At 65.4% G+C, this 15,532-nt stretch carries 13 protein-coding genes; 6 read left to right on the forward strand and 7 right to left on the reverse strand.

The window, feature by feature from the left end; all coding sequences use genetic code 11:
• Window positions 1–36 precede the first annotated feature (36 nt).
• On the reverse strand, window positions 37–561 hold the full coding sequence (locus ACVKN3_RS04695) for a DUF2782 domain-containing protein (protein WP_285405131.1): 525 nt from the start codon (window positions 559–561) through the stop codon (window positions 37–39).
• A gap of 96 nt (window positions 562–657) precedes the next feature.
• Between ACVKN3_RS04695 and polA the strand changes: the two genes are divergently transcribed.
• Window positions 658–3,393: a DNA polymerase I gene (gene polA, locus ACVKN3_RS04700; RefSeq protein ID WP_354513839.1), complete on the forward strand. Its 2,736-nt coding sequence runs from the start codon at window positions 658–660 to the stop codon at window positions 3,391–3,393.
• Window positions 3,394–3,817: 424 nt separating this feature from the next.
• Window positions 3,818–4,474: a VOC family protein gene (locus tag ACVKN3_RS04705; protein WP_354513837.1), complete on the forward strand. Its 657-nt coding sequence runs from the start codon at window positions 3,818–3,820 to the stop codon at window positions 4,472–4,474.
• Window positions 4,475–4,525: 51 nt separating this feature from the next.
• Here the strand turns inward: ACVKN3_RS04705 and ACVKN3_RS04710 are convergent, their stop codons facing one another.
• The 4 genes from ACVKN3_RS04710 to ACVKN3_RS04725 form a co-directional block, all read right to left on the reverse strand.
• Window positions 4,526–5,062 (reverse strand): hypothetical protein, encoded by a 537-nt coding sequence (locus tag ACVKN3_RS04710; protein WP_354513835.1) that lies wholly within the window; start codon window positions 5,060–5,062, stop codon window positions 4,526–4,528.
• A 10-nt stretch (window positions 5,063–5,072) separates the two neighbouring features.
• Window positions 5,073–5,849 (reverse strand): hypothetical protein, encoded by a 777-nt coding sequence (locus tag ACVKN3_RS04715; RefSeq protein WP_354513833.1) that lies wholly within the window; start codon window positions 5,847–5,849, stop codon window positions 5,073–5,075.
• A 63-nt stretch (window positions 5,850–5,912) separates the two neighbouring features.
• Window positions 5,913–6,488: a hypothetical protein gene (locus ACVKN3_RS04720; protein ID WP_354513831.1), complete on the reverse strand. Its 576-nt coding sequence runs from the start codon at window positions 6,486–6,488 to the stop codon at window positions 5,913–5,915.
• 81 nt (window positions 6,489–6,569) lie between these two features.
• Entirely contained in the window at window positions 6,570–7,019 is a 450-nt protein-coding gene (locus tag ACVKN3_RS04725) for a hypothetical protein (protein ID WP_354513829.1), read from the reverse strand.
• A gap of 571 nt (window positions 7,020–7,590) precedes the next feature.
• Between ACVKN3_RS04725 and ACVKN3_RS04730 the strand changes: the two genes are divergently transcribed.
• The 4 genes from ACVKN3_RS04730 to ACVKN3_RS04745 all read left to right on the forward strand — a co-directional run bounded on the left by ACVKN3_RS04730 (window position 7,591) and on the right by ACVKN3_RS04745 (window position 13,041).
• A complete protein-coding gene (locus ACVKN3_RS04730) occupies window positions 7,591–7,809 on the forward strand; it encodes a hypothetical protein (RefSeq protein ID WP_036137951.1) in 219 nt (72 codons plus the stop codon).
• Between the two features lie 39 nt (window positions 7,810–7,848).
• Window positions 7,849–10,056, forward strand: a complete 2,208-nt coding sequence (gene uvrD / locus ACVKN3_RS04735; RefSeq protein ID WP_036137954.1) for a DNA helicase II — start codon at window positions 7,849–7,851, stop codon at window positions 10,054–10,056.
• 67 nt (window positions 10,057–10,123) lie between these two features.
• Window positions 10,124–11,839: a molecular chaperone HscC gene (locus tag ACVKN3_RS04740; protein ID WP_354513827.1), complete on the forward strand. Its 1,716-nt coding sequence runs from the start codon at window positions 10,124–10,126 to the stop codon at window positions 11,837–11,839.
• Window positions 11,836–13,041 carry a hypothetical protein gene (locus ACVKN3_RS04745; protein WP_354513825.1) on the forward strand — a complete coding sequence of 402 codons (1,206 nt, stop codon included), beginning with the start codon at window positions 11,836–11,838 and terminating at the stop codon, window positions 13,039–13,041. The genes ACVKN3_RS04740 and ACVKN3_RS04745 overlap by 4 nt, the downstream gene beginning before the upstream one ends.
• Before the next feature lies 1 nt (window position 13,042).
• On the opposite strand, the gene ACVKN3_RS04750 is transcribed toward ACVKN3_RS04745, so the two are convergent.
• On the reverse strand, window positions 13,043–14,296 hold the full coding sequence (locus ACVKN3_RS04750) for a heme biosynthesis HemY N-terminal domain-containing protein (RefSeq protein ID WP_354513823.1): 1,254 nt from the start codon (window positions 14,294–14,296) through the stop codon (window positions 13,043–13,045).
• Entirely contained in the window at window positions 14,293–15,504 is a 1,212-nt protein-coding gene (locus ACVKN3_RS04755; RefSeq protein WP_354513821.1) for a uroporphyrinogen-III C-methyltransferase, read from the reverse strand. Before ACVKN3_RS04755 ends, ACVKN3_RS04750 begins: the two co-directional genes overlap by 4 nt.
• Between the last annotated feature and the right edge of the window lie 28 nt (window positions 15,505–15,532).

The following is a 15,532-nucleotide window of genomic DNA, read 5'->3' on the forward strand; positions in this document are numbered from 1 at the left end:
CCCCTGATCCAGGGGCATGACGCTGGCGCTCGTCGATCAGTTCCTGTCGACGGGCTTGGGCGCCGCGCCCCATTCGTACACCTTGTAGTAAACCGGATTGACCGGACCGTTCTTCGGGTCGTTGTGCAACTTGCCGTCCGGGTCGGCCATGTACGTCTGCGGCACGCCGTTCTTGGGCGTCACCACGACCATGAACAGCCGGCCACCCGTACGGTATTCCTCAACGCGGTCGTCGCCCTGCTGGCGCACGGTCACCTGCGGCGCCTGCTGGCCGCGCGCATCCACTGCGCCGTGGTCCTGCATGGCCGGCAGGTCGACCGGCGAGCGCACGCCCTGGGCATCGGAGGTCGCCGGAGTGGACTTGCCGTCCTGGGCCTCGTCGTAGGTGACTGGGCGGTCCACGGGCTTCTGGCCCGAGCGGTCCGGCTCGCCGGGTTTGACGCCGGGATCGTTCAGGCCCGGCGGCGGCGGCAGCGGCGCGAACTTCGTGGCGGTCTGGGCGAAGGCAGGCAGCGCCAGGGCGAGGGCAAGCGCAGCGACGAGGATGGGCGAGCGGTTCATGGGATGTCTCTCCTGGCGGGGTGCCGAGAATAGCAAGGCGACACCGGCTTTCCACGTGAACGAACCCTGCGCGACCGGCCATGAGAGAATCCGGGGATGCCTACACTCACGCTCATCGACGGGTCCTCGTACCTGTATCGCGCCTTCCACGCGCTGCCGCCCCTGACCAACGCCTTCGGCGAGCCCACGGGCGCACTGTTCGGCATCGTCAACATGTTGCGCACGACGATGAAATCCGGCCCCGACTACGTGGCGTTCGTCTGCGATGCGCCAGGGCGCACGTTCCGCGACGATCTCTACCCGGAGTACAAGGCCAACCGTCCGTCGATGCCGGACGACCTGCGCGCCCAGGTCGAGCCCATGATGAAGATCGTCGGGGCGCTCGGCTTCCCCATCCTGTGCGTGCCCGGCGTGGAGGCCGACGATGTGATCGGCACGCTGGCCCGCCAGGCCGCCGAGCAGGGCATCGACACGATCATCTCCACGGGCGACAAGGATTTCGCGCAGATGGTCGGCAAGCACACGCTGCTGATCAACACGATGACCAACACCACGCTGGATACCGACGGCGTGATCGCAAAATTCGGCGTGCGCCCGGACCAGATCGTCGATTACCTCTCGCTCATGGGCGACAGCATCGACAACGTGCCGGGCGTGGAAAAATGCGGCCCGAAAACCGCCGCCAAGTGGCTGGCCGAGTACGGCAACCTCGACGCCCTGCTCGCCAACGCCGACAAGATCGGCGGCAAGATCGGCGAGAACCTGCGCGCGGCCATCCCGCGACTGCCGCTATCGCGCGAACTGGTCACGATCCGCACCGACGTGCCGCTGGAATTCGCCCCCGTGGACCTCGCCCTGCGCGATCGCGACGTGGAAGCACTGCGCGAGCTGTATGCGCGCTACGACTTCAAGGCGGCGCTGAAGGATCTCGACGCCGGTGTCGATGCGCCGGTGCGTGGTGCCGGGGCCATCGCCGCTTCGCCGGCCGGCGCGCTCGTCGCCACCCCCGACGCGTCGCTGTCGCACGCGGGCGAGTACGAACTGGTCCTCACCGAGGCCCGTTTCGCCGCGTGGCTGGAGAAGCTCGAGACCGCCACGCTGATCGCCTTCGACACGGAAACCACCAGCATCGATGCGATGCAGGCGGAGATCGTCGGCGTCTCGCTCGCGGTGGAACCGGGCAAGGCGGCGTACATCCCGCTCACCCACGATTATCCCGGCGCGCCGACACAGCTGCCGAGGGATCACGTGCTGGGCGCGCTCAAACCGATCTTCGAAGACCCGCGCCGTCGCAAGGTGGGCCAGCACGGCAAATACGATATCAACGTGCTGTCGCACTACGGGATCGAACTGCGCGGGCTGGCACACGACACCATGCTGGAGTCGTACATCTTCAACGCCACCGCCACGCGCCACGACATGGATTCCCTGGCGCAACGTTACCTGGGCTACACCACGATCAAGTACGAGCAGGTGGCCGGCAAGGGCGCCAAGCAGATTCCGTTCTCGCAGGTGGACTGCGACACGGCCTGCCGCTACGCCGCGGAGGATGCCGACATCACGCTGCGCCTGCACCACGCGCTGTGGCCGAAGCTGGAAGCCGAGCCGTCGCTGCGTGATGTCTACCAGGACATCGAGATCCCGCTGGTGCCCGTGCTGGCGAAGATGGAACGCACCGGCGTCTTGATCGATGCGCACGTGCTGCGCCTGCAGAGCCAGCAGCTGGGCAAGCGCATGCTCGAACTGCAGACGCTGGCCCATGCCTCGGCGGGTCACGAGTTCAACCTGGATTCGCCCAAGCAACTGCAGGCCGTACTGTTCGACGAACTGGGCCTGGCCGCGAAGGTCAAGACACCCACGGGCCAGCCGTCCACGAACGAGGAAGCCCTGGAGGCGATCGCCGAGACCCACGAGCTGCCGCGCCTGATCCTGGAGTACCGGGGCCTCGCCAAGCTGCGCTCCACGTACACCGACAAGCTGGCCGGCATCGTCAACCCGCGCACGGGCCGCGTGCACACCAGCTATCACCAGGGCGCCGTGGCCACGGGTAGGCTGAGCTCGTCCGATCCCAACCTGCAGAACATCCCCGTGCGCACCGAGGAAGGCAGGCGCATCCGCCAGGCCTTCGTCGCCCCGCCGGGCTGGCGCATCGTCGCGGCCGATTACTCGCAGATCGAACTGCGCATCATGGCCCATCTGTCCGGGGACGAAGGCCTGGTGCGCGCCTTCCGCGACGGTGGCGACGTGCACCGCGCGACGGCGGCCGAGGTGTTCGGCGTGCCCGCGGCGGAGGTCACCACCAACCGGCGTCGCGCCGCCAAGGCGATCAACTTCGGCCTGATGTACGGCATGAGCGCCTTCGGACTGGCCAAGCAGCTCGGCGTGGACCGTGGCGAAGCCTCCGATTACATGGCCCTGTACTTCGCCCGCTACCCGGGCGTGCGTGCCTTCATGGACGCCACGCGCGAGCAGGCGCACCGCGACGGTTACGTCCAGACCCTGTTCGGCCGCCGCCTGTACCTGGACAACCTCACCTCCCGTAACCAGGCCTTCCGTGCCGGCGCCGAACGCGCGGCCATCAACGCGCCCATGCAGGGCACCGCCGCGGACATCATCAAGCGCGCCATGATCGTCGTGGCCGCGTGGATCGCCCCGCGCGACGATGTACGCCTGCTCATGCAGGTGCACGATGAACTGGTCTTCGAAGTACGCGAGGACGCGGTTGACGAGATCCGAGCCGGCATCGAAACGCACATGACGGCGGCCGCCACGCTCAGCGTGCCCTTGCAGGTAGACATCGGCGTGGGCGCGAACTGGGACGAGGCGCACTGAGCCTACTGACAACCGATTGATTGGGAAGGGAAAATAATTATTCCCCAACTTTCTTTCGGTCAGACTGAAACTTTGTCCGTATTCGGGCGTCTATATCTTCGGGCGCACGCAACGGCGTCCCATCGGTGGGTTCCACCTCCCTGGGACCACCCTCAGGACGACCCGATCATCCCCTGGATCGGGTTATCCACCCCACCCCGGCGGCTCCCCTGGCCTCCGGGGTTTTTTTTGGTCCTTCACCATGACCGTGAAAGGCGGCGCGAATCGTCTTGAAGACGTATTCGAGGCCGGGAACGCGGCGTCCGCTCAGTGAACTGGCCAAACGAAACGGTTGCCACCAGCCCAAACAACTGCGCGTTTTGGCGGCGATGTTGATACAGCCCATAATTGGGCGATCACGTCACAGGACTAAAGGGAATCGACGATGGAACTGGATCACATTTTTATCTGTGTGGATGATGACGGTCGAGGCGCTGATGCGCTGGCAGCCCTTGGACTCACCGAAGGAGCACCGAACGCACACCCGGGCCAAGGCACTGCCAATCGGAGATTCTTCTTCCGAAATTCTTTCATCGAGCTTTTACATCTTGTCGATGAGTCAGAAGCTCAAAGTCAGTTAACAGCACCAACCCAGCTCTTTGAGCGCTTCAAGTGCGCGGATGGCGTCGCCGCGCCCTTCGGCGTTTGCTTCAGACCATCCACCGCAGGCGAGAAGCCAGCATTTCCGGCTTGGGAGTATCGACCTGTTTACTTACCACCTGCCCTGAAAGTCGACGTGGGATATGCGCCTGTATCCGAACCGATGTGGTTTTTTCTTTCGTTTGCCAGGAGACCCGATGAGGCTCCGATTGAGCGCGCCCAGCCGTTAGAACACGCCAACGGCTTTCGCGACATGACATCTGTACGGGTTACCACTCCCTACAGCCAGGCTTTTTCTTCACCCGCCAATTGCGCAAACCAGCTGCAAGGATTTGACATTGCTCATGGCGATGAGCATCTAGTCGTATTGGGAATCGATCATGGCGCAAGCGGCCAGACACACGACTTACGTCCAGGGTTACCGATGATTATAAACTGGTGATGTAAAGCCAAGTCGTACGTAAAAAAGCTTTTTTGGTGCTGGGGCGGCCGCTCACGGATCGAGGCGGACCCAGCGTTTGTCGACTTTCGCGCAAACGTGGTCGCCACCGCTCGGGCAGAGGCCGAGCCGGCCGGATGTCTGTGCGGCGTTGATCTGCTTCACCCAGCGCGTGGCGCGCGATGCCTCATGCGCTTCCCACAATGCATAGCCCGCCACGCCGATCAACGCGACCGACCCCAGCGCCGACACAGCGAACGCCTTCCACGCAAAAGCCGCCTGCAGCTTGCCCACCGAAAGCATGCGCGCCTCAAGCCGCTGGGCTGCACCCTCCAGCCGACGTTCCGATGCGCGCACCACCTCGCCGAATCGCTCGATCGCCTTACGGGTGCCGCCGTCCAACGCGTCGCTGGCCGCGCGCCGGATGCCCTCCGAGACCTGCTCCGAGGCCGCCAACGACTGTCGCGCTTGCAGATCCATGGCCTGGCTTGCCCGCATCGTCTCGCGTGCCACCCCGTCCATGCGCTTCTCGATCCGGTCCGTCACCGCCGCCAGCTTCACTGCCAGCGACCTCACATCCTGTTTGTCCATGTACCGCTCCTTACATCGTCATGCTCATTACCGGAGTCTGCTGTGCCTGTGCCTGTTGTACGGCCAGATCCTGCTGGCGGTTCGCTTCCTGACCGACTTGCAGGAAAGCCTGGCCTTCCTGGGATTGCAGGTATTCCTGGCCAACCGCTTCAAAGGTTTTGTCATCGTTGGCAACCGTTGCCGCGTAGAGCCGTTCGAAGGGATCGATATCGGTTATCACGCCGATTTTCGGCGACCGGGAATCCATCTCGGGAGGACTCAATGGAATCTGCCACCACGCTTTCGCTGGCAATTTGCGGAATATTTCCTTGTTGAGATCACTTCCCGGAATAGGGTCGCGGATAGTTTGTACGTCAGCTGGCACCAGGGCAGGCAGATAGCCAAGTTTTCCATCGACGCCATGGTTTTCAAGATGACCCAGATGTCCATGGGTGCGCTGAATTCCCGCGTGATTCAAGGCTGCCCACGTAAAGTCGACGCAGTTGTTGCGTACATCCTTGTACGTCATATCGAATCCAAACTTCTCAGGAGCATTTCCGAACTCGTTCAGAACATCAAATTGTTGGCGTGATATCTCCATCGTGCGCGAATATCGCGGATTCTCGTAATCGACGTTATCCGTTTTCGACCGGTAACCTTCTCCAATGATGCTGCCGTGGTGCTTCGGTGCAAACCCATAGCTCTGTACATGATGATGCCCGTCATCAGTGGTGTAGAACATATGGCCTGGGACAGACGTTGCACGGCTACCATCCTCATTCATGAGCGGCACATTGTCGCTATTCATTGGAGTTCCAGGATTCGCGACGTGGACAGTCACCGTATATCGCTTGCTACCCACCAGAACTCCTTATTTTGGGTACCCAAAAGGCACCGTTACGTAGACACTCGTGTGCACACCGCGAAGCGCGGGCTGATCGTCGATGGCTTCCAAGTCGATCCGGTATTTCCCGAAGGACGGGAAACGGAAGCTGGCGATCTCCATATTCGCTTCACTCCTACCTATGCCTCGCTGCCGAAGCGTCGAGACGACTGACTGGTCCTTCGATCCGTCATAAACGTACTTTCTATCGCACGCCTGGATGGCACGAGCAGACGCACAAGTCGAAAATGGAACATGCTCGTCCCATCCGCCTTCGGTGCGGACCAGATTCACGCGCAACCGCATAGTCGACATTGTTGGCGCCGTGCCAAAGAACTGTTGGATCGCAACATCTCCTGACGACGCGTCGAAACCCAAGGCCAGAACGTAAGTATCTTTGACGTTGAACGCGCCACCAGGAAGAACCTCCAGAGGAATCGACACAGTAGCGCCTCGCTTATCCGAGGCAAAATCTGCACTCTGCATCGGACCAACACCACCACAACCGGTGACGAAAAAGGATGCAATCCCAATGGCTAACGCGCGTCTCGCTGCTCTCAGCATTTTCTTTTAGTCCTTCTAACCCGAGTTCCAGGCGCAGCAGTACGAGTCGTCACTGCGCGACGTCGAGTATCCATATCCGCGCTACTTTCCATGCGGGAATTCACGCTCGACTGTTAGCCAAGTAGGGACCTTGTCTAAAAGCGGCATGTCTGAGACTGTCGATACCTCGACTCGATAGCGCCCGTAATCAGGAAACCGGAAAGACACGACCTCCCGGTGCGCAACGCCTTTGAGGTACCCACTTGAAGATACGTAAGCGATGTCGGTCCCTCGCTCATGCATCGTCGGTGGAAACGAAAACGTCCTAGTGCCAACGTCATAAGTGAAGTCGCCATCGTTGACGACGATTGGAATTTCACCTCCCTCCGTTTCATGAAAGACATGGACTCGAAGATAGAGCTTGACCTTGGGCGGGTATCCACGCATTTGTTCAGCAGGACCACCCTCGCTTTCGTCACGGAAGTAAAATCCCACCATGTAAACATGGTCGATGTTCGCGCTGGCTCGTGTAACGGCTACGGGAATGGTCACCGACCGCCCTACCTTGCTTGCATCAAACGGCACACATGCAAGGGGAGGAAACGACTCGTTGTGACAACCCCCGACACACCACGCGAGGCCAAGGACCATCACCAGTCGTAGCAAGCCGCGCATCAGCACCTCATTCCTTGGACCCGAGCCCGCCGCTCGGCCAGGTCTTCTTGATCGACCTGATGCATCCACGCCCGCGGCGCTGCTGCGGACACTGTGACGATGTACTTCCTTGCATCCATCTAGTCTCCTTACTTGAGCAACCTGTATTGGCGTTCGACCGTCGGCCACGATGCGATCGGCTCAATATCGCCAGTTCGGCTACCGCTTCGACATTGACGTCCTCATACCGTCCTCCGTTGCCGAGTCGAGAAGCATGCCGATAAGCCGGCACCCTGTAAACACCTAACATATTGAGAAATATGGACATTGAGAGTGTTCTCACGAAGACTCGCGGCTTCAATCAGCGCGTGACGTGGTGATTGCTCCAAGCGAGCACAGACCATCCCCACGCCGCCCTCACATTCGTCAACGCATGCTCCCGCCACCGATCAAAACAGGGAAAAAACACATGCGCGCAGGTCTTATCGTCGTCGGCATCATTCTTGTCGCGGCAGGTATCTGGGTCACCATCGGCAACGGCAGCTACCAGAAGACCGACACTGTCGCGTCGATCGGCTCGGCCAAGATCGAGGCCACCCATGACAAGTCCATCCCGCAGTGGGTGGGTATCGCGGGTATCGTGATCGGTGGCATCGTCGCCGTCGCAGGTATCGCCCAGAAGCGTTAAGCCGGGCCAAGGTGGGAGCCCATTCGCTACACTAGGCGGATGGATGTATCCCACCTTCTCGACGACCTCAACGACGCCCAGCGGGAGGCCGTCAGCGCCCCTCCCGGGCATTACCTGATCCTCGCGGGCGCCGGCTCCGGCAAGACCCGTGTGCTGATCAACCGGATCGGCTGGCTGACCCAGGTCGAGCGTGTGCCGTCCTGGGCCATCCTGGCGGTCACCTTTACCAACAAGGCCGCAGGCGAGATGCGCTCCCGCCTGGATGGCATCATCCCGGGTGGCACGCAGGGGCTCACGGTCGGCACCTTCCACGGCATCGCGCATCGCCTGCTTCGGCGCCACTGGCGTGAAGCCGGGTTGGTGGAAGGCTTCCAGATCCTCGATTCCGACGACCAGCAGCGCCTGATCAAACGGGTGATCGCCGGCATGGGGCTGGACGAAGCGCGCTTCCCGCCGCGCCAGGCCGCTTGGCAGATCAACAACTGGAAGGACGAAGGCAAGCGCCCCGACGGCATCGAGCACCGCGACCATCCGGTGACGCGCACCTTCGTCGAGGTGTACAAGGCCTACGAGCAGCAGTGCCAGCGCGCCGGTCTGGTGGATTTCGCCGAGTTGCTGCTGCGCGCGCACGAGTTGTGGCTGAAGGATCCCCAGGTTCTCAAGCACTACCAGGACCGCTGGCGCTACCTGCTGATCGACGAGTTTCAGGACACCAATACGCTGCAGTACGCCTGGATCCGCGTGCTGGCGGGCAGCACCGGGCAAGTGTTCGTCGTGGGTGACGACGACCAGGCCATCTATGGCTGGCGCGGTGCCAAGGTGGAGAACGTGCAGCAGTTCCTGCGCGATTTCCAGGGCGCGAAGACGATCCGCCTCGAGCAGAACTACCGCTCCACGTCCACCATCCTCAACGCCGCCAACGCGGTCATCGCGCGCAACGGCGGGCGCCTGGGCAAGCAGCTGTGGACCGACGGCGGCGCGGGCGAGCGCATCGCGCTGTACGCGGCCTACAACGAGCAGGACGAAGCGCGCTTCGTCATCGAGCGCATCCGCGAGCACGTGGCCGAACACGGCAACGCGCGCGATTGCGCCATCCTCTATCGCTCCAACGCGCAGTCGCGCAACTTCGAGGAACAGCTGATCCAGCGCGACCTGCCCTACCGTGTCTACGGGGGCCTGCGCTTCTTCGAGCGTGCCGAGATCAAGGACGCCCTGGCCTACCTGCGCCTCGCCTCCAACCGCCACGACGACGCCGCGTTCGAGCGCGCCGTGAACACGCCTCCGCGCGGCATCGGCGACCGCACGCTCGACGAACTGCGTCGCCGTGCGCGCAGCGACGGCAGCTCGATGTGGGAAGCCACGCTGACCGAGGCCTCCATCGGCGGCCTGGCCGGGCGGGCCAAGAACGCCCTGAAGGCGTTCATCGGCCTGATCGACAACCTGGCGCGCACGTTCGGCGGCCACGACAACGTCAGCGGCGACGAATCCCCCACCGCGCTCAACCTGGCCGAGCAGATCGAGCATGCGATCCTGCACACCACGCTGCGCGATTTCTACGAGAACGACAAGCGCGGCAACGGCGAGGCGCGCGTCGAGAACCTCGACGAGCTGGTCAACGTGGCCAGCCGCTTCGAGATGACGCCGGAGGACATCGACGCCGGCCTCAACGAACTCTCCGCCTTCCTCTCGCATGCCACGCTGGAAGCCGGCGAAGGCCAGGGCGAGGCCTGGGACGATTGCGTGCAGCTGATGACGCTGCACTCGGCCAAGGGCCTGGAGTTTCCTGTGGTGTTCCTGGTCGGCATGGAGGAAGGCCTGTTCCCGAGCCAGCGCTCAACCGAGGAAGAAAACCGCCTCGAGGAGGAACGCCGCCTGGCCTATGTCGGCATCACACGCGCGCGTGAACGGCTGTTCCTCTCCCATGCGGAGTCCCGGCGCATGCACGGTACCGAGATGCTGGCGCGGCCCTCGCGCTTCCTCGGCGAGATCCCGCCCGAGCTGATCGACGAACTGCGCCCCCGCGTGCAGGTGTCGCGTCCTGCCTACGCCGACCGCTTCTCGGGTGGTTCGTCACTGGAGGAGGCCTCGCCCATCCGCCTCGGCCAGCGCGTCAGCCATCCGAAGTTCGGCGAAGGCACCCTCGTCAGCGCCGAAGGTGCGGGTTCGCACATGCGCGTGCAGGTGAACTTCGAGGATGCCGGCAGCAAGTGGTTGGTTTACGCTTACGCCAATCTGACCGTGTTGTAAGGGGCGCCAGGGCCGTCGATCGGCCGGGGCCGCAACGCGGTCCATGGACGCCGGGGGAAAGCGATACATGATCGTCGGGATCGATCTGGGCACCACCAACAGCCTCGTGGCCGCATGGGTCGACGGCGTGCCTCGGCTCATACCGAATGCGCTCGGTCGCACGATCACGCCGTCCTGCGTGGGCATCGACGACGACGGCCGTGTCCTGGTCGGCGAAGCCGCCCGCGAGCGCCTGCAGACCCATCCCCAACTCACCGCCTCGCTGTTCAAGCGTTACATGGGCAGCACGCGCTGCGTGCGCCTGGGCGACCGCGACTACCGCCCGGAAGAACTGTCCGCCCTCGTGCTGCGCTCGCTGAAGGCGGATGCGGAGTCTCACCTCGGCCAGCCCGTCACCGAGGCGGTCGTCACGGTGCCGGCGTATTTCTCCGATGCCCAACGCAAGGCGACGCGTCTTGCCGGCGAACTGGCCGGCCTCAAGGTGGAGCGCCTGCTTAACGAACCCACCGCGGCCGCGCTCGCCTATGGCCTGCACGACGACGGTGGCGAAACCCAGTTCCTGGTCTTCGACCTGGGCGGCGGCACCTTCGACGTATCGGTGCTGGAGATGTTCGACGGCGTGATGGAAGTGCGGGCGAGCGCCGGCGACAACATGCTCGGCGGTGAGGATGTCACCGCACTGATCGTGGATCTCGCCTTTGCCCAGGGCCTGCCCGAAGCGGCGCGTAACGATGCCGTATTCATGCAGCGCCTGTCGGCCCGCGCCGAGGCCGCCAAACATGCGCTGACGACCCGCGGAAGCGTTGCCTTCGAGATGGTCTGGCAGGACACCGCCGTGCTGGTTGCGGTCGACACCGGCATGCTGGAGACGGCGGCGCAGCCGCTGCTCAACCGACTCTGGCGCCCGATCGAGCGGGCCCTGCGCGACGCGCGCATTCGCGCAGCCGACCTGGACAACATCGTGCTGGCCGGCGGCGCCACGCGCATGCCGATGGTCCGCGCGCTGGTCACGCGGATGTTCGGCCGTTTTCCCGCGGTGGGTCACAACCCCGATGAAGTGGTCGCCCTCGGCGCGGCCGTGCAGGCCGGCCTGAAGATGAAGGACAAGGCGCTCGACGAGCGGGTGATGACGGATGTCTGTCCCTACACGCTCGGCACCGAGGTGGCCCGCTTCCTCGACGACGGCTCGCAGACGCCCGGCTTCTACGCGCCGGTGATCGAACGCAATGCCGTAGTGCCCGTGAGCCGCGTGCAGCGATTCGTTCCGGTATCGCCGCAGCAGAAGCAGATCCGCATCGGTATCTACCAGGGCGAGTCACGCATGGTCCGCGACAATATCGCGCTGGGCGAGGTTACCGTGCCGCTGTCGCCCGGCCCCGGTCATGCCGAGGGCGTGGATGTGCGGTTCACCTACGACGTCAACGGCCTGCTCGAGGTGGAAGTAACCGTAGTGGCCACGGGTGAGGTGGCGCGCGCGGTGATCGAGAGCGGCGATGCGCACATGCCCGCCGACGAGGTGGCCCGGCGCCTGGCCGCACTGGCCGAACTCAAGATCCATCCGCGCGACACGCTGGAGAACCGCACCCTGCTGGCGCGGGCAGACCGGCTCTACGAACAGCTGCTGGGTGAAGTTCGCGAGCGTCTCGGCGAGCGCATCCTGCGCTTCGAGCAGGTGCTGGCCACCCAGGACCCTCGGCTGATTTCCCGGGACAGTACCGCGTTCCGCGAAACGGTGGACGCCATCGAACACGACCACCGCTTCGCCGTGCCACCCTCGGAATGAGCACGCCCCCGTCGACACCGTGGCACCTGGAGGCGCTGGGCCTGCCCGCGCACGCCGACCGCGTGGCGGTCCGCCGCGCCTATGCGGCCGCACTGCGCCGTATCGACCCGGCGGTGGACCCGCGGGGGTTTGCGCACCTGCGCGAGGCTTACGAGGCGGCCCGCGCGTGGTGCGAGGCCATGGCCGCCGACGCTGCGGCAGCGGAAGCTGCCGTCGAGGCGCCAGCGGAGATGCCGTGCGAGGCGGTCGACCCTGTCGACGCACCACCGTCCGGCAACGCACCGGCCGATGTCGCCGTCCCGTCGGGTGAAAACGTGGATGACGAGGCCGTCGCTTCCGCGACCGATCCCACGATTGCCCTGGCCTGGCGATTTGCCGCTGACGTGGCGGCGCAGACGCCCGATGAAGTGGCGACATCGCTCACGCAGGCCCTGGCGGAAGTACGCACGCAGTACATCGACGCGCCCGGACGCTTCGAGGAACACCTGATCGACCTGATCGGCCTGCAGCGCATCAGCCATCGCGCGGCGGTGTTCGCGGCGATGGAGGAGCAGTGCCACTGGCGTGAGGTCGGCCACCTGGCGTCCCTCGGCGAACGCGGCCGCTGGATCGAAACCGTAATGGTGCAGCGCGACGCCTGGGCCCAACTCGCCAGCGACTGGCGCGAGGCGTGGCTGGCACGCTTCGTCCGTGCGGAAGCGGGCCTCGATCGCTCGCTGCTGCGAGACTGGCCCGACGTGGCGCGACTCCACCAGCGCTACCCGGCCTGGATCGGCCTGCACCTTTCCGCGGCCACGCTGAGCGCATGGCAGGCATTGTTCGACGCACAATCGCCCTCGACGCGCGACGAGCTGACGCGCATGGCCGCGCCGGATTCGGCCTACCTGCCCGCCCATGTGGTCCGGGCACGGCAGCGATCCGGGCAACGGTCCACCCGGCTGACCGTCAGCGGATTCGTGTTGGCCGCGCTGGTGGGCATCGCCAACCTCGTCTCCACCGGCTTGCGCCAGGGCGGTACCGCACCTTACGGCTATTCCACGCTGCCCGCGGACACGCCGCGCCAGTGCGTCGAACTCTACGTCGAACTGGACGCACCCGATGCGCTGAAAGACCGATCACCCGAGGACGTAAAACGCCTCAAGACACGGGCCGATCGCTGCGCGGATGCGGGGCACTGGCATCCGCCGGCGCCCCCTCGCTGATTCAGGGCGACAGCCGCGGCACGCCGTGCTGGTCGCGCTCTTCCACTGCGGTCACGCGGGTATCGATGCGACGCGTGCGCACCTCGGGCAGTGCCTCGGTCGCCTCGCCACGCGCAAGCGCCAGGGCATTGCGATAGCAACGCTGGGCAATGTCGGCGTGATCCTCACCCACGTACACGTCGCCCAGGGCCTCCCAGGCGTCGGCACTCGGCGCGATGGCAAGCGCCCGCTCGAGGTACGGCCTGGCCTTGCCCCACAGGCGCACGCGCACACACATGCGGCCCACGGCGGTCAACAAGGCGGCATCGTTGGGATGCGTGTCGATCCAGGCTTCCGCCTTGCGCAGCCGCTGGTCGATGTCTTCGGCGCCCATGCCGCCGTATGTCGCGACCAGGGTCGGCGACCACTCGCGACGCAGCGCGGTTTCGATCTCGTCCATGGCGGCCATGGTCTGGCCATGCCGTGCAGCGTGCCGCGCGTAGGCGTCGACCACGGCGGGCAGGCGGCGCTGGCCCTTCGGCAGTTGCGACCACGCCGCGGACAACGAGGCACCATCGGGCGTGCCGGCGATGTACGCGGCCACGACGCGCGACTCAAGCTCGGCCATGGCGCGTGTACCCAGTTCACCGCTCTTCTGCAGCGGCTCGATGGCTCGCAGCGCGTTACGCGTGTCGCCCGTTTCCAGCGACGCCTCGGCGAATTCGATCCAGCCCGCGGGCGTAAGCGCACCGCTGTCGGCCTCGGGCGCCAGCAAGGCCGTGGCTTCCGCCGCCCGGCCCGCACGACGCAGCAGACGTGCGCGCAGCACGCGCGCAGCACGGGGCGTTTCCTGCGCTGCCTGGTCCAGTGTTTCCAGCGCACGCGTGGATTCGCCATGCCGCTCCGCCGCTTCCGCGGCCGCCAGCAGCGCCGGGCCACGGACCGAGGGATAACGCGCCGCGCGGTTGAGGTCGCGCTCGGCTTCACCGTGGCGGCCTTCGACCAGCGAGACAAGGCCATCGGAGAGGCGCCGGCGACTCAGGTGGCGATGACGCCGTGTCATGGCGCCGAACGGCCAGCGGATCAGGGCGACCAGCAGCGTGATGGCGGCCCATGCCAGCAGGAGGATGGCCACGGCCGTGACCACGGTCATCTGCACATTGGTGCCGCGCAGATGGATGAGCACGTAACCCGGGTCGTCCGCCACCCAGTGCCACGCGAACGCGGCGATGGCCGCCACGAGAATCAGACCGACGATCCAGCGCCAGAGCTTCATGGCGTGGCCTTCGGCGCGGACGCCGCCGAGGTGGCGGGCACGGGCGCGGCAGGGGGCGTCGCGTTGGGGGCCACCGGAGTCGCCGTTGCGGCAGGTGCCGACGTGCTGCCGGCATGGGCCGGGGCCGCGGTGTCACCGCCCTTGAGGGCGTGCACCGAGCGGAGGCTGCGCAGTTCGGTCAGCGCGGCACCAAGCTTAGGCTGGTTACCCTTCGAAGGGCTGGCGAGCAGCGCGGCCACCCGCGACCGGGCCGCCTGCACCGCGGGCGATGCCGCATCGAAGCGGGCGGACAGGGCGGCATCCACGCGCTTGAGCGCGGCCTGCCGACCCGTGTCGTCATAGGCCAGCACCGCCGCTTCGGCGTTGGCGACATCCAGGGCCGCCAGTTCGCGAGCGATACGATCGTCCGCCAGGCCCAGCGGCGTGCCGTCGTCATGGCTGACCTTGACGATGCTGCCGAGTGCGTCGCCGGCACGCTGCCAGAAACCGCGATCCTGCGTGGCGTCGGCCGGGGTGTCGGTGTTCCTCAGCGGCAGCGTGGGCAGCTGCGCGCGCAGGTCGGCCAGCGCCGCCAGATCGCTGGCCCGCGCCGGCGGTGCGATCCCGTTCAGCGCCTCGCGCTCGGCGGACAGGCTTTGGCGCACCGCGGAGAACGCGGCATCGTTCACCGCGGCCAGCGTCGTGTCGGCCAGGTCATAGGCGGCCAGCGCCCCGTTGGCGTCACCGAACAAGGCGAAGCGTTCCTTCGCCATGCGCAGCAGCGATTCGGTTTCATCGAGCAGCATCGCGTCATGGCCGCTGAGGCTGCGCTCGGACAGGTTGGCGACCGCATCCTCGAGATTTTTCGTACGCTCGGACATGCCCTGGATGGCCTCACGCGCCGAGCGGTTCACGCCGTCGGCATCGCCCACGCGGCGGCGAAGATTGGCGTTGTCGTCGCGCAGGCCGTCCACCGCGGCTTGCAGCGTGTCGACCTGGCCACGCAGGCCGTTGGCGGCGCCGATGTCCTGGCGCATGGTCCAGACGGTCCAGCCCGCATAACCGGCGACACCCAGCGCGGCCAGCGAGAACAGGATCGCTATCGCCAGTGCACCGCTGCCGCGGCGCGGCGCGGGATCGGGCGCACGCGTGGTGCGCGCGGTCGGGGGCACGGCGGCCGGGGCGGGCTGCGCCGGAACGGAATCGCTCAGGGGGGTCTCGGTCGTCATGGGGCGCATGCTAGCAGGCCATACGCCA

This window comes from Luteibacter sp. PvP120 (assembly GCF_054055715.1).

What these genes read in the sequence shown, in the direction of transcription:
- ACVKN3_RS04695 (WP_285405131.1), bottom strand. Translation starts at nt 561, where the DNA reads ATGAACCGCTCGCCCATCCTCGTCGCTGCGCTTGCCCTCGCCCTGGCG.
- polA (WP_354513839.1), top strand. Translation starts at nt 658, where the DNA reads ATGCCTACACTCACGCTCATCGACGGGTCCTCGTACCTGTATCGCGCC.
- ACVKN3_RS04705 (WP_354513837.1), top strand. Translation starts at nt 3,818, where the DNA reads ATGGAACTGGATCACATTTTTATCTGTGTGGATGATGACGGTCGAGGC.
- ACVKN3_RS04710 (WP_354513835.1), bottom strand. Translation starts at nt 5,062, where the DNA reads ATGGACAAACAGGATGTGAGGTCGCTGGCAGTGAAGCTGGCGGCGGTG.
- ACVKN3_RS04715 (WP_354513833.1), bottom strand. Translation starts at nt 5,849, where the DNA reads ATGAATAGCGACAATGTGCCGCTCATGAATGAGGATGGTAGCCGTGCA.
- ACVKN3_RS04720 (WP_354513831.1), bottom strand. Translation starts at nt 6,488, where the DNA reads ATGCTGAGAGCAGCGAGACGCGCGTTAGCCATTGGGATTGCATCCTTT.
- ACVKN3_RS04730 (WP_036137951.1), top strand. Translation starts at nt 7,591, where the DNA reads ATGCGCGCAGGTCTTATCGTCGTCGGCATCATTCTTGTCGCGGCAGGT.
- uvrD (WP_036137954.1), top strand. Translation starts at nt 7,849, where the DNA reads ATGGATGTATCCCACCTTCTCGACGACCTCAACGACGCCCAGCGGGAG.
- ACVKN3_RS04740 (WP_354513827.1), top strand. Translation starts at nt 10,124, where the DNA reads ATGATCGTCGGGATCGATCTGGGCACCACCAACAGCCTCGTGGCCGCA.
- ACVKN3_RS04745 (WP_354513825.1), top strand. Translation starts at nt 11,836, where the DNA reads ATGAGCACGCCCCCGTCGACACCGTGGCACCTGGAGGCGCTGGGCCTG.
- ACVKN3_RS04750 (WP_354513823.1), bottom strand. Translation starts at nt 14,296, where the DNA reads ATGAAGCTCTGGCGCTGGATCGTCGGTCTGATTCTCGTGGCGGCCATC.
- ACVKN3_RS04755 (WP_354513821.1), bottom strand. Translation starts at nt 15,504, where the DNA reads ATGACGACCGAGACCCCCCTGAGCGATTCCGTTCCGGCGCAGCCCGCC.